Source organism: Shinella sp. BE166 (assembly GCF_051201095.1).
GTDB lineage: Bacteria > Pseudomonadota > Alphaproteobacteria > Rhizobiales > Rhizobiaceae > Shinella > Shinella lacus.
Genome location: NZ_JBPEHL010000003.1, coordinates 627,894 through 646,595, shown reverse-complemented (window position 1 = coordinate 646,595; position 18,702 = coordinate 627,894). Strand labels below are relative to the sequence as shown.

At 64.7% G+C, this 18,702-nt stretch carries 19 protein-coding genes; 7 read left to right on the top strand and 12 right to left on the bottom strand.

Annotation, left to right across the window (positions count from 1 at the left end; all coding sequences use genetic code 11):
- Positions 1-2: 2 nt before the first annotated feature.
- The gene (locus J2Y63_RS10395; RefSeq protein WP_435266026.1) at positions 3-3,698 is read right to left on the bottom strand and encodes a PAS domain S-box protein; all 3,696 of its coding nucleotides are present in this window, start codon (positions 3,696-3,698) and stop codon (positions 3-5) included.
- Positions 3,699-3,976: 278 nt separating this feature from the next.
- On the opposite strand from J2Y63_RS10395, the gene J2Y63_RS10390 reads away from it, so the two are divergent.
- Together J2Y63_RS10390 and J2Y63_RS10385 are read left to right on the top strand one after the other, a co-directional pair.
- Positions 3,977-4,477 (top strand): ferritin-like domain-containing protein, encoded by a 501-nt coding sequence (locus J2Y63_RS10390; RefSeq protein ID WP_435266025.1) that lies wholly within the window; start codon positions 3,977-3,979, stop codon positions 4,475-4,477.
- 99 nt (positions 4,478-4,576) lie between these two features.
- Positions 4,577-4,852, top strand: coding sequence for a hypothetical protein (locus J2Y63_RS10385; RefSeq protein WP_435266024.1), 276 nt, complete (start codon positions 4,577-4,579; stop codon positions 4,850-4,852).
- Here J2Y63_RS10385 and J2Y63_RS10380 read toward each other — a convergent pair.
- Together J2Y63_RS10380 and J2Y63_RS10375 are read right to left on the bottom strand one after the other, a co-directional pair.
- The gene (locus tag J2Y63_RS10380; protein WP_435266023.1) at positions 4,849-5,058 is read right to left on the bottom strand and encodes a hypothetical protein; all 210 of its coding nucleotides are present in this window, start codon (positions 5,056-5,058) and stop codon (positions 4,849-4,851) included. The two genes, J2Y63_RS10385 and J2Y63_RS10380, sit on opposite strands and share 4 nt — an antisense overlap.
- Positions 5,059-5,131: 73 nt before the next feature.
- Positions 5,132-5,857, bottom strand: a complete 726-nt coding sequence (locus J2Y63_RS10375; RefSeq protein ID WP_435266022.1) for an endonuclease/exonuclease/phosphatase family protein — start codon at positions 5,855-5,857, stop codon at positions 5,132-5,134.
- Positions 5,858-5,944: 87 nt separating this feature from the next.
- Here J2Y63_RS10375 and J2Y63_RS10370 point away from each other — a divergent pair, with 87 nt between their 5' ends.
- Complete coding sequence (locus tag J2Y63_RS10370) at positions 5,945-6,877, top strand: UPF0104 family protein (RefSeq protein ID WP_435266021.1); 933 nt, start codon at positions 5,945-5,947, stop codon at positions 6,875-6,877.
- Here the strand turns inward: J2Y63_RS10370 and J2Y63_RS10365 are convergent.
- On the bottom strand, positions 6,775-8,316 hold the full coding sequence (locus J2Y63_RS10365) for a phospholipase D-like domain-containing protein (RefSeq protein WP_435266020.1): 1,542 nt from the start codon (positions 8,314-8,316) through the stop codon (positions 6,775-6,777). The two genes, J2Y63_RS10370 and J2Y63_RS10365, sit on opposite strands and share 103 nt — an antisense overlap.
- A gap of 162 nt (positions 8,317-8,478) precedes the next feature.
- On the opposite strand from J2Y63_RS10365, the gene J2Y63_RS10360 reads away from it, so the two are divergent.
- Both J2Y63_RS10360 and ligD read left to right on the top strand, forming a co-directional pair.
- Positions 8,479-9,327 (top strand): Ku protein, encoded by an 849-nt coding sequence (locus J2Y63_RS10360; RefSeq protein ID WP_435266019.1) that lies wholly within the window; start codon positions 8,479-8,481, stop codon positions 9,325-9,327.
- 2 nt (positions 9,328-9,329) lie between these two features.
- A complete protein-coding gene (gene ligD / locus J2Y63_RS10355) occupies positions 9,330-11,879 on the top strand; it encodes a DNA ligase D (RefSeq protein WP_435266018.1) in 2,550 nt (849 codons plus the stop codon).
- Positions 11,880-11,882: 3 nt separating this feature from the next.
- On the opposite strand, the gene J2Y63_RS10350 is transcribed toward ligD, so the two are convergent.
- Entirely contained in the window at positions 11,883-12,680 is a 798-nt protein-coding gene (locus J2Y63_RS10350; protein ID WP_435266017.1) for a Ku protein, read from the bottom strand.
- Positions 12,680-12,901 (bottom strand): hypothetical protein, encoded by a 222-nt coding sequence (locus J2Y63_RS10345; RefSeq protein WP_256116824.1) that lies wholly within the window; start codon positions 12,899-12,901, stop codon positions 12,680-12,682. The genes J2Y63_RS10350 and J2Y63_RS10345 overlap by 1 nt, the downstream gene beginning before the upstream one ends.
- 117 nt (positions 12,902-13,018) lie before the next feature.
- Here J2Y63_RS10345 and J2Y63_RS10340 point away from each other — a divergent pair, with 117 nt between their 5' ends.
- Positions 13,019-13,540: a cupin gene (locus J2Y63_RS10340; protein ID WP_435266016.1), complete on the top strand. Its 522-nt coding sequence runs from the start codon at positions 13,019-13,021 to the stop codon at positions 13,538-13,540.
- Here the strand turns inward: J2Y63_RS10340 and J2Y63_RS10335 are convergent.
- Both J2Y63_RS10335 and otsB read right to left on the bottom strand, forming a co-directional pair.
- Positions 13,537-13,977, bottom strand: coding sequence for a PPC domain-containing DNA-binding protein (locus J2Y63_RS10335; protein WP_435266015.1), 441 nt, complete (start codon positions 13,975-13,977; stop codon positions 13,537-13,539). The two genes, J2Y63_RS10340 and J2Y63_RS10335, sit on opposite strands and share 4 nt — an antisense overlap.
- A gap of 56 nt (positions 13,978-14,033) precedes the next feature.
- Positions 14,034-14,846 (bottom strand): trehalose-phosphatase, encoded by an 813-nt coding sequence (gene otsB / locus J2Y63_RS10330; RefSeq protein WP_435266014.1) that lies wholly within the window; start codon positions 14,844-14,846, stop codon positions 14,034-14,036.
- Between the two features lie 112 nt (positions 14,847-14,958).
- On the opposite strand from otsB, the gene J2Y63_RS10325 reads away from it, so the two are divergent.
- A complete protein-coding gene (locus tag J2Y63_RS10325) occupies positions 14,959-16,032 on the top strand; it encodes an ROK family protein (protein WP_435266013.1) in 1,074 nt (357 codons plus the stop codon).
- Here J2Y63_RS10325 and J2Y63_RS10320 read toward each other — a convergent pair.
- The 4 genes from J2Y63_RS10320 to cyoC all read right to left on the bottom strand — a co-directional run bounded on the left by J2Y63_RS10320 (position 16,029) and on the right by cyoC (position 18,699).
- Positions 16,029-16,847, bottom strand: a complete 819-nt coding sequence (locus tag J2Y63_RS10320; RefSeq protein ID WP_435266012.1) for an ATP-binding cassette domain-containing protein — start codon at positions 16,845-16,847, stop codon at positions 16,029-16,031. The genes J2Y63_RS10325 and J2Y63_RS10320 overlap by 4 nt on opposite strands.
- Before the next feature lie 82 nt (positions 16,848-16,929).
- Positions 16,930-17,676 carry an SURF1 family protein gene (locus J2Y63_RS10315; RefSeq protein WP_435266011.1) on the bottom strand — a complete coding sequence of 249 codons (747 nt, stop codon included), beginning with the start codon at positions 17,674-17,676 and terminating at the stop codon, positions 16,930-16,932.
- Between the two features lie 10 nt (positions 17,677-17,686).
- The gene (cyoD, locus tag J2Y63_RS10310; protein ID WP_256116834.1) at positions 17,687-18,079 is read right to left on the bottom strand and encodes a cytochrome o ubiquinol oxidase subunit IV; all 393 of its coding nucleotides are present in this window, start codon (positions 18,077-18,079) and stop codon (positions 17,687-17,689) included.
- Entirely contained in the window at positions 18,076-18,699 is a 624-nt protein-coding gene (gene cyoC, locus J2Y63_RS10305) for a cytochrome o ubiquinol oxidase subunit III (RefSeq protein WP_435266010.1), read from the bottom strand. Before cyoC ends, cyoD begins: the two co-directional genes overlap by 4 nt.
- Between the last annotated feature and the right edge of the window lie 3 nt (positions 18,700-18,702).

Below are 18,702 nucleotides of genomic sequence, written 5' to 3'. Positions count from 1 at the left end.
GTTCAGGCAGCCGCCAGGGCGGCCGCGACGGCTGCGGAATCGTAGGGTTTTTGCAGGAGGATGGCCGGGCGGTCGCCGGGAATGCTGGGCAGGCTGTTATGGCCGGTGGCGAAGACGACGCCGATGGCGGGGTTTTCCTCGCGCGCAAGGGTGGCCAGCTCCGTTCCGGGCATGGCCGGCAGGCCGATATCCGTCAGCAGGATATCGAAGGCGTGGGCCTTCAGCAGCGGCAGTGCCTCCTCCGCGGTCGTCGCCTCGACGATGTCGTGGCCGAGTTCCTGCAGCAGATCGGCGGCATTGAGCCGGATCAGGAAATCGTCCTCGACCAGCAGGATTTTGAGTGTCTTGGCCTTGATCGCCCCTTTCCCGGATTGGCCCTCGCCGGCCGGGCTTTCGGCATCCGCCTTCTTGCGGCCCGTCAGCGTCGCGCGCACTTTTCGCGCCAGCGCCTCGCGGCTGTAGGGTTTCGACAGGAGCTCCACGCCGGCATCGAGCCGGCCTTCATGCACGATCGAATTTTCCGTGTAGCCGGAAGTGAAGAGCACCGCGAGGTTCGGCAGGCGCTCACGCGCCTTGCGGGCGAGATCGGGGCTGCGCAGCGGCCCCGGCATGACGACATCGGTAAACAACAGGTCGATCGACACGCCGCTTTCGATGACAGTTAACGCACTCGCCGCATCGCGCGCCTTCAGCACCGAATAGCCTAGGTCGCCCAGCATTTCGACGACGGTGGCGCGCACCTCGTCGTCGTCCTCGGCGACAAGGATCGTCTCCGTGCCGCCGGTGACCGGGCCGTAGTCGATATCGGTGAGCCGGTCTTCCTCTTCCTTCGAGCGCGGCAGGTAGATGCGCACTGTCGTGCCCTCGCCCGGCTCGCTGTAGATTTTCACATGCCCGCCTGATTGCTTGACGAAACCATAGACCATGGAGAGCCCGAGCCCGCTGCCCTTGCCGACCGGCTTGGTGGAGAAGAATGGTTCGAAGGCGCGTTCCAGCACCTCGGCGGTCATGCCCTCGCCGGTATCGGTAACAGCGAGCAGCACATATTGCCCGGGCTTGATATCCGGATGGTGCCGGGCATAGGTGTCGTCGATATAGGCATTGCCCACCTCCACCGTCAGCTTGCCGATGCCGTTCATGGCGTCGCGCGCATTGATGGCGAGGTTGAGCACGGCGTTCTCGATCTGCGATGGATCGATATAGGTGTTCCACAGGCCGCTGGAGCGGATCGTCTCGACTTCGATCGCCTCGCCGATCGTGCGGCGCAGCAGGTCTTCCAGGGCGGAGATGAAGCGGCCGATATTGATGACCTTCGGCTCCAGCGCCTGCCGGCGGCCGAAGGCGAGGAGCTGGTTGGCGAGCTTGGAACCGCGCCCGACGCCGGCAATGGCATTGGCGATGCGCTGTTCCGCCCGCGCATTGCCGGCAATGTCCTTGCTCAGCAGTTGAAGATTTCCCGATATGACTTGCAAAAGATTGTTGAAATCGTGCGCAACGCCACCGGTGAGCTGGCCGATCGCCTCCATCTTCTGCGCCTGGCGCAACTGCTCCGAGGCGTCGGTCAGCGCGCGAGCCTGTTCCCGTTCCGCCGTCACGTCACGCCCGTATGCGAAGGTCAGCCCCTCCTCGACGAAGATGCGCCAGGAGATCCAGCGCGCCGATCCGTCAAGATGGCGAAAGCGCACGTCGAGGTCCGGCATGCGCCGGTCGCCTGTCAGGAACATTGCCGCATCGTCTGGCCAGACGAAGGTGCCGAGGCGCCGGCCGACGCTTTCGCGCGCCGGAAAACCCAGCACCGCCGACCAGGCCGGGTTGACCGAGCGGATCGTGCCGTCCTCGCCGGTCACCACCAGCAGGTCGCGCGCGTTGCGCCAGAGGCGGTTGACCTCGGCGGTGCGCTCGCTGACCTGGCGCTCCAGCGAGTTGGCCAGCTGTTCGAGCTTCTGCTCGGCGCGGCGCCGTTCCACGGCGACGCGGGTTCGCGCGGCGACGTCGCGCACGAAATCCAGGTCGCCCGGCGCCCATTCGCGTGCTTCCTCGTGGTTCAGATAGAGTAGTGCCACGAGGCCGGAGGCCTCGGTGATCGGCATGTTGATGAAGGCCCGCGCCTTGATCGCCTTCAGGGCGTCTGCGGTCGTCTTCGTGCGGGGATCCGTCTCGGCATCCGTGACGACGACGGTTTCGCCGCGCCGAAGGTCTTCGATATAGCTGCCATAGTCGCGGAATTTCAGCACGCCGGCGATCGTGTCGACGCCAGGCGCATTCCAGTCGCGCTCGATGGTGATCGTCTCGCCGACGAGGTCGATGGTGCCATAGCCGGCGCGGCTGACATTGTGCACCTTCGCCAGCATCTCGGCCGCCGCAAAGGCGATGTCGGCGGGCTCGGTCAGTTCGCTGAATCGGTCGGCAAGCTCGATCAGCGAATTGCGCCGCATTTCCTCCGCGCGCACCTCGGTGACGTCGACATTGACGCCGATCATGCCAATGAATTCGCCGCCTGCGCCGAAACGCGGCTGGGCCTCCGTGTGCAGCAGCCGGTAACAGCCGAGCTTGCGGCGATAGCGCGCCTCCACGGAAAACGGCACCTGCCGCCGCATGGCTTCGCCCACCGTTTCCACGAGCCCCGGAAGGTCGTCGGAATGGACGGTCTCGTTCCAGTCGAAACCGGCGACATCCTCCAGTGCGACGCCCCAGAATTCCCGTTTCGCGGCATTCAGGTAGAGGCATTTGCCGTTTTCGTCGCCCATCCACAGCATGACGGGCGCATTGTCCGCCGCCAGCCGGAACCGCGCCTCGCTCTCCCGCAACGCATCCTCGGCGCCCCGCTGCTCGGTGACGTCATGGCCCTGCACGAAGACGCCGGTCGCCCGGCCGGCCTCGTCGAACACCGGCTGGTAGATGAAATCGAGGTAGCGCTCGTCGGGCGCGCTGTCGTGGCGGCGGCGCAGCAGCACGCGCACGCCCCTGCCGACATAGGGGCGACGGGTGGAGAGCACCCGGTCGAGCAGGGCGACGAAACCCTGTTCCACGACCTCGGGCAGCGCCTCGCGGATGGGCTTTCCGAGGATGTCGCGTTGGTCGACAAGCTGGAGATAGGCATTGTTTGCGATCTCGAAGACATGGTCCGGCCCGGCGAGCGTCGCGACGAAGCCGGGCGCCTGCTCGAACATCTGGCGCAGCCGCTCGCCTTCCGATTTCAGCCGCTCCTCTGCCTTCACCTTGGCGGTGGTCTCGACCACGATGGCGATGACGCCGGCGGGTTGGCCGTCCTCGCCGAGCACCGGTGAATAGTCGAGGTTCATCCAGACTTGTTCAGGCTCGCCCCGGTGCCGGTAGAGCGTCAGGTCCTGGTCCTTGTAGGCGAGCGTGCCGCCGGCAAGGCCGACCTTCATGACATTGTCGTTGAAGTCGGCGACCTCCGGCCAGCCCTCCCGCACCTTGCTGCCGAAGAGTTCCGGGTGCCGCCCGCCGGCAAACACCGAGTAGCCCTCGTTGTAGATCATGATGCCGTCTTCGCCCCACAGCAGCACCATGGGCACCGGCGAGCGCAGCATCAGGCTGACGGTGGTCTTGAGGCTCTGCGGCCATCCGCCGATGGGGCCGAGCGGCGTTGTGGACCAGTCGAAGGCGACGATCAGGCTTGCGGCATCGCCGCCTCCGCTCAGGAACGGATGTTGCCCATCATGTTGCGACGCCATTCATACCTCTTTCCCGATCGCCATGTGGCAACCTTAGTAGCGCAGCTTCCCCGCGAAAACCGCAATCGATCCCGTCCATCCAAATTTGTCCGGCCTGCCGGTGGCACCCGGGACCGCGACCAGAGATAGGGCGCCGCGGCACCACGTCAAATGCCGGCACCGGGCAAGCACGCGCAATTTTCCGGCATGCGCGGAACATCGCGCGGGCGAGCCGGTTGTTGTCCGGTCCGGCGTTCGCCGGAGCCCAATCAAGGAGCCCAATCAAAGAGGACATCGAAATGGCTGAGAAGACGCTCAACGATCTGTTCTACGATACGCTGAAGGACATCTATTACGCCGAGCGGCAAATCGTGAAGGCGCTGCCGAAGATGGCCCGTGCCGCCCAGGCGCCAGCGCTGAAGAAGGCCTTCGAAAAGCACAAGGAAGAAACCGAAGGCCATATCGAGCGCCTGCAGCAGGTGTTCGAGGCGATCGGCAAGCGCGCGCAGGGCAAGACCTGCGAGGCAATCCAAGGCATCCTTTCCGAGGGCGAGGAAATCATCGAGGACTTCAAGGGCACGGCTGCCCTTGATGCCGGCCTGATTTCCTCCGCGCAGGCGGTCGAGCACTATGAGATCACGCGCTATGGCACGCTGAAGGCCTGGGCGGAACAGCTCGGCCACCGTGACGCGGCAAAACTGCTCGATGCGACGCTGAAGGAAGAATCGAAGACGGACGAAGCCTTGACCACGCTTGCCGAAAGCGCCGTCAACGCCGCCGCGCAGAAGGAGGTGGCATGATATTTGAACGGCCGGGCGCGGTGTCGCGCCCGGCCTGCCAGCCTCATACAAGCTTACGGCGTGATGCTTTCTCCGGGAGAGATTCCGGAGATACAGGACATGGAGCAAGCGCGGTTCAGGATTGTCGGGGGCACGGACATCAACCCTTCCGATCGAATATTGCCGACGACCGAGGATGTGATGCGGGAAGCGCGCCGCCGGCTTGCGGCCGGCGATAACGATCCGCACCGCCTGCGTGCGCTCGCAACCGGTCGACCGGTGCCGAGCGCCACGCGCTACCGCATGATGCAGATCGAGTTCGTCGCCAGCACGCTTTCGGCGCTCCGGCCCATTCCGGCGGACTTCGCCGACGACCGCTACTGGCCCGGCGGCTAGCGCAGCCAGATCGCGAGGTCGGAGGCTTCGCTTGCGCGGCGGCTCTTCAGCCCGAGTTTCTCCCATGCGAATTTCTGGGCCGCGGCCTGCGCGGCTTCCTTGCTCGGATAGGTATCCGGCAGAACATAATCCTTGCCTTCGCAGGACAGCAACGCCCGGCAACTCAGAACGTCGAAATGCAGCTGGATATTCGCGTGTTGTTCCATCTTGCCCTCCCTTCAAGGCAATGGGTGAAATGGCCTTTGCGCGAAGAAGTTCCCAAACACACGCAATTTGTCCCTATTCGATCTCCAGATCGGCGCAAAGCGGCAGGTGATCGGAAGCGCGGCGTGCAAGCGGGCTGTTGTGCACGAAGGTCTTTTGCACCCGGATACCCGCGCCGACGAAGATATGGTCGATGCGCAGCAGCGGCAGGCGGGAGGGGAATGTCGCTCTGGGCTTACCGCCTGACGCGATCTGCGCATCCGTGAAGCGCCGCGCCAGCATGCGATAGGAGGCGGAGCGGGAGATGGCATTGAGATCGCCGACGAAAATGGTGCGCGACGTTTCCGACATATCGGCGCCGAGCCAGCCCGGCCCCATCAAGGCCTCCGTCTGGCGCACGCGCTCGGCGCCGAAAAGGCCGAGATGCGTGACGAAAATCTGCAACGTCACCTCCCCGAACGGCACTTCGACCCAGAGCGCGCCTCGCGGCTCGCCGCGTGACGGCAGGCCGGCGGCCTTGACGAGACGGGTCGGAAGAGCGGTCAGCAGCGCGTCGCCATAACGCTCTTCTTCGAGGTGAAGTGCCGGATGGAAGTGCGAGACCATGCGGACATGGTTGGCGATCGTCTGCGCCTGGTCGACGCCGCCGCTGCGGGCCCGCGCCACGTCCACCTCCTGCAACGCAACGATATCCGCCTCGCATTCCGCAATCACCTCGGCGATGCGGCCGGGATCGAGCCGGCGGTCGGTGCCGAAGCAGCTATGTACATTGTAGGTCGCGATCCTGAGGCGCCTGCCCATGCCGTTCCTTTCGATATTTCGCACCCCCGGGAACACGAAAAGCCCCGTTTTCGTTCCGCCCCGACATATTCAGGAAAGATCGAACGAATGAAACGAGCCCATATTCTCCACGCGCTGGTCGCCTGCGCGGTCCTCGTCGCCGGCTGGCTGGTTTACCGGACCTTGAGCCAATATTCGTGGGCGGATATCACTGGCTCGATCGCCGAAATCCCCGGCACGAATTTCGCCCTCGCGCTTGCCTTCGCCGCCTGTTCCTATCTCTGCCTGACGCTCTTCGATTTCCTCGCTCTGCGTTATGTCGGAAAGCCGCTCGCCTATCCGCGCGCGGCCCTCGCCTCCTTCACCAGCCTCGCCATCGGCCACAATGTCGGCGTCGCCGCACTCAGCAGCGGTGCTGTGCGCTATCGCTTCTATTCCCGCTGGGGCCTGACCGCGGAGGAGATCGCCAAGCTGATCGTCTTCTGCGGCGTGACGGTCGGCCTTGGCCTTATCACGCTGGCCGGCCTCTGCCTGATCCTGCTTCCCGGCACGGCCGGAAAGGTGGCTGGGCTTGGCACAGCGGCGTCCGTCGCACTCGGCGCCTTCTGCCTGGCGCTCGGCGCCGGCTATCTGGCGCTTTCCGCCTTCGTGCGCGGGGAACTCAAGGTGCGGAGCTGGCGCTTCGCTTTGCCGACGCCGCGCATCGCGGCCTTGCAGATTGCCGTGGGAACGCTCAACTTCGCCTTCGTCGCTGCCTCCTTGCACCAGCTCCTCGCGGGTGCCGCCGGTTATATGGAAACGACGGCGGCCTATGTGGTGGGCAACCTCACCGCGCTCGTGAGCCATGTGCCGGGCGGGCTCGGCGTGCTGGAGGCGACGATCGGCTTCCTGCTCGGCGGTTCGGCGTCGATCGGCGCGCTGATCGCCTTCCGCGTCGTCTATTTCTTCATCCCGCTTCCGCTCGGGCTCGTTTCGCTGCTGGCCAGCGAAGCCTTGCTCGGACCGAACGAGGACACCGGCTTGCGCAACAGCCCGAGCTGACGGCGGAAGGAATCCACTAAGGTGGAGAGCGGCCACCACGGCGCGACAGGATCGACCAGCCCCGTGCCGAAAACCGGCTCGGTGGCGCCCTCGCCCTTAGCGGCCTCGAACTGGCGCAGGCCGCGCGCACGGGTGTTGAAGGCGTCGATGGCCGTGACGAGCGAGCTTTCTGTCCGGACAGCAGCCCCAAAGGTTGCGGGGTCCGCATCGAGATGTTCCGCCAACAGCCGGTCCCTCAGCGCGACGATGCTCCGCCGTTCAGCTTCCGTGCGCGCTTCGATCGCGATATCGAGTTCGGTATCCAGTCCCTCGCTGCGCTGGTTCAGGTTGGAGGAGCCGATGCGCAGGAAGATGTCGTCGACAATCAGGGCTTTCGAGTGGATGACGATTTCCTGCTCCGTGCCATCAGGCTTCGGCACGACGGGATAGAACGCCCGCATGCGGCCGAATTTATCGCATTGGTGAAGCCGCCGGACAAAACGATCGCGGTTCGCGCCGAGCACCATGCGTTCGATCATGCCATGCGAACTCAAGGTCGAGATCACCACGACCTCCGGGCCATCCGGGTCTGCAAGCTTTTCGCACAGCACGTCGCACACCTTCTTCGAGGCGAAATACTGGCTTTCGATGTAGATATGCCGGCGCGCTGCGGACAGGGCCGCAAGCGTGAGGTCCATCGCCTCCGTGCAGCAGGCCCGGCCGCGTAGCGCCGGTTCGGTGCGGGCAAGGGCGACGGTGCTGTTCGTCATGTCGGCGACGATGCCGTCGAGGCGCACGTTAGAGTCCGTCCCGCAAGCCGCCACCGCCTCGTCCGTCGCAAACAGCCAGCGGCTGCGCGCAATGTCGCCGGCCAGCCGCGCGGCGTCGCCTTCGAGCGCCACCTGCATGTCGTGCACCGGCTCATAGCGCTCGCCGGATGGCAGCGCGCGGCGGGGGTCCTCGACGCGGTGCTCGCTGGTGTCCCAGCGTTTCGCCGTGAGATCGATGCCGCCGACGAAGGCCACGCGGTCGTCCACCACCACCATCTTCTGGTGGTGCGATCCGCGCAGCGGATGCCGGTTGTCGAAGGCGAGCACGATGCGCGGATGGGAGGACCACCGCCGCTTGCGGAACATTTTGAGTGATTTTCCCGAATAGATCGGCCCCATCGACCAGATCAGCACCCGGATCGTGAGCGACGGACGCGTTTCGGCGAGGTTCAGCAGGAAGGCGCCAAGGGTCGGCGCTTGCGGGTCGCCGGGCCGAAGCCGGATATCCGGATTGAAGTCCCAGCCGATGATCCACACCTCGCGCTGCGCCTGTTTCAGCACGCTTTCCAGTGCCTGGAAATAGGCCTCGCCATCGACGAGCACGCTCAGCCGGTCGGCTTTCGCCGTGCGCCAGACATTGCATCCGGGGCGGATGATGGCGGACGGCGTGTCTTCGCTCGGGACGCGCAACGGAAACTCTTCAATTCGCACGATCTGCTGCCTTGCCTTGGTGACGTCAATTCGTTCTGCGCGGAAAGTCTTGGAAACGACTTTGGTTCCCGACGCTGAAAAAAGCCGGAACAAATGACGCCGGCCGGCATTGCTTTCGCTTTGGAGCGGGAGTGCGGCAGCGTGGCGCCACGAGCGAACTGGAAGGGTTTTTTGAAGGTGGCGGAGCTCGTCTGCCCGGTCGCCCTCTATACGGCCGCCTCGACGAATGAGCGTATTTCCTTCCACATGCTGAACCGTGCGACGGGAAACCGGCTGAGACGCGAATTCGTCGATAGCGAGACCGGCAAGCCGGTGGAGCGCGACGACCAGGTGAAGGGCTACGAGACCGGCAAGGACGACTATATCGTGCTCGACCCGGACGAAGTCGCCGCGGCGGTGCCGGAAAGCGACAAGACGATGGATGTCGAGGCCTTCATCGCCTGCGATGAGATCGACGACCTGTTTTTCGACAAACCCTATTACCTTGCGCCCGCCGACAGGCACGCCGAGGAGGTTTTCACCCTGATCCGCGAGGGCATGAAGAGCCGAAAGGTGGCGGCGCTCGCCGAGACCGTGCTCTTCCGCCGGATGCGCACCATGCTGATTCGCCCGCACGGCGACGGCCTCATCGCGACCACACTCAACTACGACTACGAGGTGCGCTCCGCCGAGGAGACGTTTTCGGAAATTCCGGACATCAAGCTGAAGGGCGAGATGCTGGAACTGGCCGAACACATCATCAAGACGAAGAGCGGCCGCTTCGATCCGAAGACGTTCGACGATCGCTACGATGCGGCGCTGGCCGAGGTGGTGAAGGCGAAGATCGAGGGCCGCAAGATCAAGCCGCAGAAACCGAAGGTCGAGGGCAAGGTCATCGACCTGATGGAAGCGCTGCGGCAGAGCGCGGGCAACGACGGCAAGACGGCGAAACGCGGCACGAAGAAAACCGCCACACGCAAGCCGGCCGCCGGCGGGCGAAAGGCAGGCTGAGCATGGCGACGCTAGATGTCTACCGGCAGAAACGGGACTTCAAGACGACCGCCGAGCCGAAGGGGCGCAAGGGGCGCAAGAGCGGCAACAGCTTCGTCATCCAGAAACATGACGCGACCCGCCTGCACTACGATTTCCGACTCGAAATGGACGGTGTGTTGAAAAGCTGGGCGGTGACGCGCGGCCCGAGCCTGGTGCCGAGCGAAAAGCGGCTCGCCGTGCATGTCGAGGACCACCCGCTGGCCTACGGCGACTTCGAAGGCACGATCCCCAAGGGCGAATATGGCGGCGGCACGGTGATCGTCTGGGATCGCGGAACCTGGCAACCGCTTGGCGATGCAAAGAAGGCCTATGCCAAGGGGCATCTCGAATTCGAGCTCGATGGCGAGAAGCTGCATGGCCGGTGGCATCTCGTGCGCATGCAGGGCAAGCCGGGGGAGAAACGCGAGAACTGGCTGCTGATCAAGGGCGACGACGAGTTCGCCATACCGGACGGGGAGGACGGCCTTCTTAATGAGCGGCCGGAATCGGTGAAGACGGGACGGGAAATCGCGGATGTCGCCGGCGAGGCGCCGGGCTGGTCGTCGAAGACGGGGCGCATCCGGAAATCCGCGAAGCCGAAACTGAGTAAGAAGGTAGAGCCGGAGGTCAAGACGGCCCCTGTGCCCGATCCGTCCGGTCTCAAGGGCGCCCGTAAAGCGAAAATCTCGGATTTCCTGCCCCCGACGCTGGCGACGCTTGCTGCCGCGCCACCCGCCGGTGAACGATGGCTGCACGAGATCAAGTTTGACGGCTACCGGCTCCAGGCCCGCATCGAGGCCGGCCGCGTGAGGCTGCTCACCCGCAGCGGTCTCGACTGGACGAGGAAATTCGGCAAGGCCGTGCCGGAGGCGCTGCGCGATTTGCCTCTCGGCACGGCGATCATCGACGGCGAACTGGTCGTCGAAACCGCCGCCGGCGCTTCCGATTTCTCCGCCCTCCAGGCCGATCTCAGCGAAGGGCGCGACGACCGCTTCATCTTCTATGTGTTCGACCTTCTCTATCTGGACGGTTACGACCTGACGCGTCTGCCGCTTGAAGAGCGAAAGTCCGTGCTCAACGCGCTCGTGCCCGGCACGGAGGGCACGCTGCGCTACAGCGGGCATTTCGACGAGAACGGTGCACTTGTGCTGCGCCATGCCTGCCGGCTGAGCCTTGAAGGCGTCGTTTCCAAACTGCGCGACGCGCCCTATCGTAGCGGGCGCAGCAAGAGCTGGATCAAATCGAAATGTTCGGCACGCCAGGAATTTGTGGTGGGCGGTTTCGTGCCCTCCTCGGTGTCGCGCCAGGCGATCGGTTCCCTCGTGCTCGGTGTCTACAAGAATGGCAAGCTCGAACCCGTCGGCCGGGTCGGAACCGGCTTCAGCGCCTCGGTCGCTGCCGATCTCTTCAAGCGGTTGAACCGCATGCGGACGGACGAAAGTCCGTTCGGCCGGCCGCTGACGGCGGATGAAGCGCGGCAGGCGCGCTATGTGCGGCCGGAACTGGTGGCGGAGGTGGAATTTCGCGCCTGGACGGCCGATGGACATCTGCGGCATGCTTCCTTCCGCGGTTTGAGGGAAGACAAGCCCGCAACGGAGGTCGTCGCCGAAGTGCCCAGATCGAAAACCACCCCGAAAGACGAAAAGCCGCCGCGCCGCACCGTGCGCCTCACCCATCCTGACCGGGTCTACTGGCCCGACGAGGGCGTCACCAAGGAGGGTCTTGCGGATTATTACACCGAGGTCTGGCGCTATATCGCCCCGCATATCGTCGGCCGGCCGCTCGCGCTGTTGCGCGCGCCAAGCGGCATCGACGGCCAGACCTTTTTCCAGAAACACGCCTGGAGAGGTATCAATGCCAATATCGTCGAGGTGCAGGACCCGGCGGAGAAGGATGACGAGCCCTATGTCGCGATCAACGATCTCGACGGGCTGCTGGGCCTCGTACAGTCGGCGACGCTGGAAATCCACCCTTGGGGCTCGATCCTTGCCGACTGGGAACGGCCGGACCGCATCATCATGGACCTCGACCCCGGCGACGGCGTCGACTGGCCCGCGATCATCGAGGCGGCGGAGGAGACCCGCAAGCGGCTGGAGGCGGCAGGGCTCAACGCCTTCGTCAAGACCTCCGGCGGCAAGGGCCTGCACGTCGTTGCGCCGCTGAAACCTTCCGCGCAGTGGCCGGCGGTCAAGGCGTTCTGCAAGGGCATTGCCGACGCCATGGCGAAGGACAGCCCGGACAAATATGTCTCGACCATCACCAAGTCGAAGCGCAGCGGCAAGATCCTCATCGACTACCTGCGCAACCAGCGCGGCATGACGGCGGTCGCACCCTATTCCACCCGCGCCCGTCCCGGTGCCGCCGTGTCGATGCCGCTTGCCTGGAACGAGCTCAGCCCGGATATCGGCCCCGCCTATTTCACCGTCGAAAACACGCCGACGCGGCTCCAGGCGCTCGACGCCGATCCCTGGGCGGAGTTCAAGGCTGCGGCGGAGCCGCTGAAGGCTGCAAAGGGCAAGGCGAAGGGTTGAGGGCTACTTGCCCTTGCCCTCGGCCTTGATGCTGTTTCGCAGCGCATCCATGATGTTGATGACATTGCCGGAAGTCGGCGGGGGCGTCTTCGCCTTGGCCGGGCGCTTGCGGCCCTTCTTCTTCGTGGCGATGATGTCGAGAAGGCGGTCCTGCACCGGGTCGTCCGCCATTTTCGGATCCCACGGCTTCGTGCGCTCCTTGATGAGCGTCTTGACCAAGCTTAGCGCCTTGGCCTCCGGTTTGCCCGCCTTCATTCCCATAAAATAGTCCTTCTCCTCGCGCACCTCGTCGCCGTAGCGCAGCGTCCACAGCACGATGCCCTTGCCCCGCGGCTCCAGCATCACTGCGCGCTCGCGGCGATAGAGCACCAGCCGGGAAATGCCGACCGTGCCGGTCGCCGCCATCGCCTCGCGGATCACCGAAAACGCCTCTTCCCCGACAGTATCGTTCGGCACGAGAAAGTGCGGCGCGTCGTACCAGATCCATTCGATCGTCTCGCGGGGCACGAAGGTCTCGATGTCGATCGTGCGGGTGCTTTCGAGCGCTACTGCCTCGATCTCCTCGTCCTCCAGCATGACGTAATCGTCCTCGCCGCGGGGATAGCCCTTCACTTCGTCGTCCTCGCCGACCGCCTTGCCGGTAACACCATCCACATAACGGCTGACGACGGGATTGCCGGTCTTGCCGTTCAGCGTGCGGAAACGCACCTTGTCCTCCTCGGAAATCGCCGGCGTCATCGCCACCGGGCAGGTGACGAGCGAGAGCTTGAGATATCCCTTCCAGAAGGAACGCGGCGCCATCAGCTCTTCCTCTCGATCGGCAGGTGCTTGGAGAGCGCGAACCGTTCGGCAAACGCGATGTCCTCCTGCGTGACGATCGGGATCGGATCGGACAGGATCGCCATCAGCGTTTCGCGCGAAATGGAATCCTCCTCCAATACCTCCAGCAGGGCGCCGCGGGTTTCGCGCTCGGCGCGCAGAAGTGCTGCCAGCGCCAGGATCAGGCGGTCCTTGTTATCCATGGCGAGTGTCTCCGTTCGAACCCCTAATGCGGCATGGCGCCGTCGGTTCCCGGAACATTCGGTCGCGTGGGCAGTTTGGCGGTATAAAGACGCCGGAACGCGGTGAACGAGGTCGAGATGACGAACCCGGAGATACATTTCTTCCCCGCCAGCGAGTGGGTGCCGAACCATCCTTTCCTGCCGGTCCTAGTCTACAGGCAGGTTTTTACTGCCGCGGAGAAGGATCGCGCGCATGGCTTCGAACGCCGATTTTCCGATGCCGGGTGGCAGGGGCTCTGGCGTAACGGTGTCTTTTCCTACCAGCACTACCATGTCGGGGCGCATGAGGTGCTCGGCATCGCCGAAGGCAAGGCCGAACTGTTGATCGGCGGGCCGGAGGGCGCCACCCTGGAGGTGAACGCGGGTGATTGCCTGGTGCTTCCGGCCGGCACCGGCCATATGCGGATTTCCGCCAGCGAGGATTTCCTCGTGGTCGGCGGCTATCCGCCGGGCCAGCACGCCGATATCGAGACGGAGGCGGCAACGCGGGGCGAAATGAAAATCATCGCCACCCTGCCCGTTCCGCACAGCGATCCGCTCTATGGCGCCACAGGGCCGCTGGTTTCCCTCTGGAAAGAGGCATCCGGCTACCCGGACTAACCAAGGTCGATGAGGGCGATGCCGAGATCGGCGCGGTGTTTGCGCCTGAGATCGGCCGGCGTTTCCCGCAGCATGACTTCCAGCGTCGGCCGCACATAGCCTTCCAGGAAATGACCGCCCTTCGTGCTGCCGTCGGAAAGGCCCAGCACGACATGCAGATGCGGGCTCGCCTTGCCTTCGTCGTCGATCGCGATATCGCCGAGCATGCTCAGCACCTCCGACTGGACCGCGACGGGGATCTTCTCGTAGCTCTTCGTCTCGAAGTCGAAGAAGGCGATCGTCGCCGAACGAAACGCGCCGATCGCGGTGATCGAAGCGGCCGTAACGCCCTCTCTTTCTGCGAAGTCGACGATGCAGCGGAAGGCCTCGTCCCCCTCGTCGAGAACGAGAATGAAGGTGCGTTCGCCCGCGTCGCTGGCCAGAAGTTTGTGTTTCATCGTGGTCTCCCTTTGCCGAAGAGGAAAGGCGCGAAGGCCGTTTCTGTTCCGGATGATCAGGAGGCGGACGCCGCCCTCTGCTCGTGCGCAGTGGCGATGGTGGCAAGCGCGGAGCGGATGGCCGAGGGCGAGGAGGCTTTCGAAAGCGCGCAGGTGGCCGTGGAAAGCGAGCCGACCCGGATCGACTGCCCGCCGCGCGCATTTGCCAGCGCGAACATGGATTCGTCCGTCAGGTCGTCGCCGATCGCGATGGGCAGGCGACCGGCGAAGGCCGGCTGCTCCAGATAGGAGGCGACCGCATCGCCCTTGTCGGCGCGGGCGGGACGGATTTCGAAGACCATCTTGCCGGGTTGCAGCACCCAGTCAGGCCCCGCCTCGTCCGCAAGGTGGCGCATCGTGGTTTCAAGCGCGGTGTCATAGGCGGGTGCCAGCCGGTAGTGCGCGGCGACGGCCGCACCCTTGTCCTCGATCAGCACGCCCTCCATCCAGGCCGTCTGTTCGACGAGGCGCTGTTTCAGCGCGGTGAAGGCTGGGGTTTGCGTGACGATCGAAGTCTCGCCGTCGGCGCCCCGGAACTCCGCGCCGTGCAGGCCGGCGATGGGGAAGCGGAAGGGCGCGAAGAGCCCGTCCGCATAGGGCAGGCTGCGGCCCGTCACCAGCGCCAGCGCGCCGCGCAACCGGGCGGAGACTGCATCTAGGGTGCCGGGCAGCGACAATGGCACCTGGATGGCATCCGGCGTCGTCGCGAGATCGATGAGGGTGCCGTCGATGTCGAGGAAGAGCGCCCAGCGGTCGGGTTCCTCGACCAGACGGCGGATGAGATGGCGGGTTGCGGCATCGGACGGCCGCAATTTTTCCTGTTCGCTCATCGACCAGCAAGTAGATCGCGATTGCCTCCCGGCAAGGGCAGATGTTCGCGCTCCCGGCAGGAACAAGTTTTTCCCGGGCGCATTGTGGTCTCGCATCAACAAAGGAACGGACATGGCCAAACAGAAATCGCGACCGGTCGAGGAGAACGAAGCGCCCGTCACCCACGGGGCGGAAGAGCTTCCGACGGTCACCGTCGCAAGCTACAATCTCGAACGGCGCGACAAGGATGGCTTCATCGGCGACCGGGCCAACAAGGGCGCCTTCCGCGACGCCATCAACGACTGGCGCAAGCGGGTCCGCGAAGGCGGCGACGATCCGCTCGGCGGCGTTCCAACCGACGATCTCTCGAAGAAGGAGGTCGATGCGCTGCTGAAGGACCCGGAATCCGAGGCGGCCGCTCTCGTGATGGCGGCGATCGGCGACTTCGCGAAGACGCTCGCGGACGTGCTTGCCCGGTATCTGAAGGAAGATTCCTGGAAGGATACCGAAACGATCGCCGTGGGCGGCGGGTTTCGCGACAGCAAGGTCGGCATGTTGGCAATTGCGCGCGCCCAGATCCTGCTCAAGGCGGAAGGCCTGAAGGTGGCGCTGAAGCCGATCGCCAACCATCCGGACGAGGCCGGACTCATCGGCGCCGTGCACCTCATTCCCTCCTGGATGCTGAAGGGACACGACGCGATCCTCGCCGTCGATATCGGCGGCACGAACATCCGTGCCGGCGTCGTCAAGCTCAACCTCGGCGAAAAAGCGGATTTCTCCAAGGCCAAGGTCTGGAAGTCCGAACTCTGGCGCCATGCCGACGACGAACCCCGCCGAACGGCGACCATCGAATATCTCGTGCGCATGATCGAGGCGCTGATCGCCAAGGCCGAGAAGGCCAAGCTGGCGCTGGCGCCCGTCATCGGCATCGGCTGCCCCGGCATCATCGCAGCGGATGGGTCGATTGCCCGCGGTGGGCAGAACCTGCCGGGCGGCAATTGGGAAAGCACGCATTTCAACCTGCCGGAGGCGCTGCGTACCGCCATTCCGCGCATCACCGACCAGCCGACCTTCGTCATCATGCACAACGATGCCGTCGTTCAGGGCCTTTCGGAGGTGCCGCGCATGAAGGACGTCAAAAGCTGGGCCGCGGTGACGATCGGCACCGGGCTCGGCAATGCCAGCTTCGTCAACAAGAAAAGCTAGCGCGCGAAGGCGAGCGGGCGGCCGGAGGATTGCTGGCGTACCACATCCATGGCGACACCGAAGATGCGATCGAGTTCTGCCGGCGTCATGATGCTCTCCGGCGTGCCGATCGAGACCACCTCGCCACCCCGCAAGGCGACGATGTCGTCGCAGTAGCGTGCCGCCATGTTGACGTCGTGCAGCACGGTGACGATGGTGACGTTCTTCTGCGTTGTCAGGTCGCGCACCAGCGAGAGAACCTCGATCTGATGGGCGATGTCGAGGGCGGAGATCGGCTCGTCGAGCAGCATGCAGCGGGCGTCCTGGGCCACCAGCATGGCGATCCAGGCGCGCTGGCGTTCGCCGCCCGAAAGGCTGTCGACCAGGCGATCGGCGAGCGGGCCGAGATGGGTCAGTTCGATCGCTTCTTCGACCTTGCGGCGGTCCTCGGCGGAAAACCGGCCGAGCGCGCCATGCCAGGGGTAGCGGCCGAGCGCCACCAGTTCCTTCACCAGCATGCCCGGCGCCATCGGCAGGGACTGCGGCAGGTGGGCGAGTCGGCGGGCCAGCGGGCGGCGGTCCCAGCTTTCGAGCGGCTGGCCCTCGAAGCGGATGCGGCCGGATGTCGGCGTGGCAAGCCGGCCGAGAAGTTTCAGCAGCGTCGACTTGCCCGATCCATTATGGCCGATCAGCGCGACCGAGCGGCCTTCGACGATTTCCAGCGAGATCGAGCTCAGTAGCGCCCGCCCCTCCAGTTCCATGCCGACATCGTGCAGGGAGAACACGGAGGCCGGAGCGGTGGAAGGTCTGGTTGCGTGTGCCGCCGATGCGCTCATGGAAAGCAGGTCCTCGCAAATATGATTTCCGCCTTCATATTTTCGCGCACGCGGCTCGGCAAGCACCAAGTTGCGGGGAATGTCATGCGGCCCGCTGCTTGCGGACCAGATAGACGCCCGCGAGGCTCATCACCGCCAGCGCATACCAGGTGAGCGCGTAGACGAGATGGCTGTTGCGGAAGGCGACGACGGTGAGCCCACCGACCGGCAGGCCGCCCGGATTGGGCGTCGCGTCCGCGTCGATGAAATAGGGCGCGACAGTGCTCAGGCCTTTGGCGGCGGCGATGGCGGCGATATCGCGGGAGAACCACCGGTCGTTTGCCGGATCGTTGGCGCGCAGGAAGCCGCCGACCGGTTCGCTGAGGCGCAGCAGGCCGGTCACGGTGACGGGGCCGGCGGCAAGCTCGCTTGCCACGCGCGCAGCGGGATCGCGCTTCTCGGCGGGCACGAAGCCACGGTTGATGACGACGGTCGATGCATCCGGCAGGACGAGCGGCGTCAACACCCAGAAACCGGCGCCGCGCTCCGTCACGGCCTGCACCAGCACCGTCTTGTCGTGCTGGAAGAGTCCGGTGGCGGTAACGTGGCGGTACTCGTCTTTCTCCGAGTTGATGGCCGGCCATTCCGCCCCGGCTGGTGCCGGAACAGGATCGGCGTGGACGCGGCTTTCGACGCGCGCGATGAGATCGAGCTTCCAGAACAGCCGCTGCACCTGCCAGGTTCCCAGAGCCAGGAACACGGCGACGAGGAGGAGCAGGAAGCCCGTGAGAAGCCATTTGGCGCGCGAGGAGGAGGCACCCTCCCCTGCGGCTTGCGGGTCAGCGTTCATGGCGCCCTCGTCAGGGCATGTTCTTCATCATCTCATGGGTCATCGGCATCATGTTCTGGTTGAGGTGATGCATAACCCAGAGGGAACCGGCGAGCGCGATGCCGACGATGATCAGCGTGAAGATCAGCGCCATCATGGTCCAGCCGCCTTCCGAGCGCGGGTTCATGTGCAGGAAATAGACCATGTGCACGACGATCTGCACGACGCCGATGCCCATGACGATGACGGCGGTGAGCAGCTTGCTGTCCAGCACGCCGGCCATGACGAGCCAGAAGGGAATGGCCGTCAGGATCACCGACAGGATGAAGCCCGTCATGTAGCCCTTGAACGAGCCGTGGCCGGCATCGTGTCCGTGGCTATGGGCGTGATGGGTATCAGCGGCGCTTTCGTGGTTCGGGCTCATCCGATCACTCCCAGGAGGTAGACGAAGGAGAAGACGCCGATCCAGATGACGTCGAGGAAGTGCCAGAACATCGACAGGCACATCAGGCGGCGGCGGTTTTCCGGGATCAGCCCGTGCCTGCCCACCTGCACCATCAGCGTGATCAGCCAGATGATGCCGAAGGTGACATGCAGGCCGTGCGTGCCGACGAGCGTGAAGAAGGACGACAGGAAGGCCGAGCGCGTCGGGCCGGCGCCCTCGTGGATCAAGTGGTAGAATTCATAGATTTCCAGCGCCAGGAAGATCGCGCCGAGCACGCCGGTGATGCCGAGCCAGACCAGCGTCTCCATCTTGGCGTTGCGCTCCATCTGGAGCATGGCGAAGCCGTAGGTGATGGAGGAAAGCAGCAGCATCGCCGTGTTGATCGCGACGATGTTGAGGTCGAAGAGATCGGCCGGCGACGGACCGGCCGCATAGTTGCGGCCGAGCACGCCGTGCGTGGCGAAGAGCACGGCGAAGATCAGGCAGTCGCTCATCAGGTAGAGCCAGAAACCCAGCATGGTGCTGTTTTCCGGGTGATGGTCTTCCGTCAGGTAGAACTGCGGCTTTTCGTCGGTTTGCTGGACTTGGGTCGCGCTCATGGC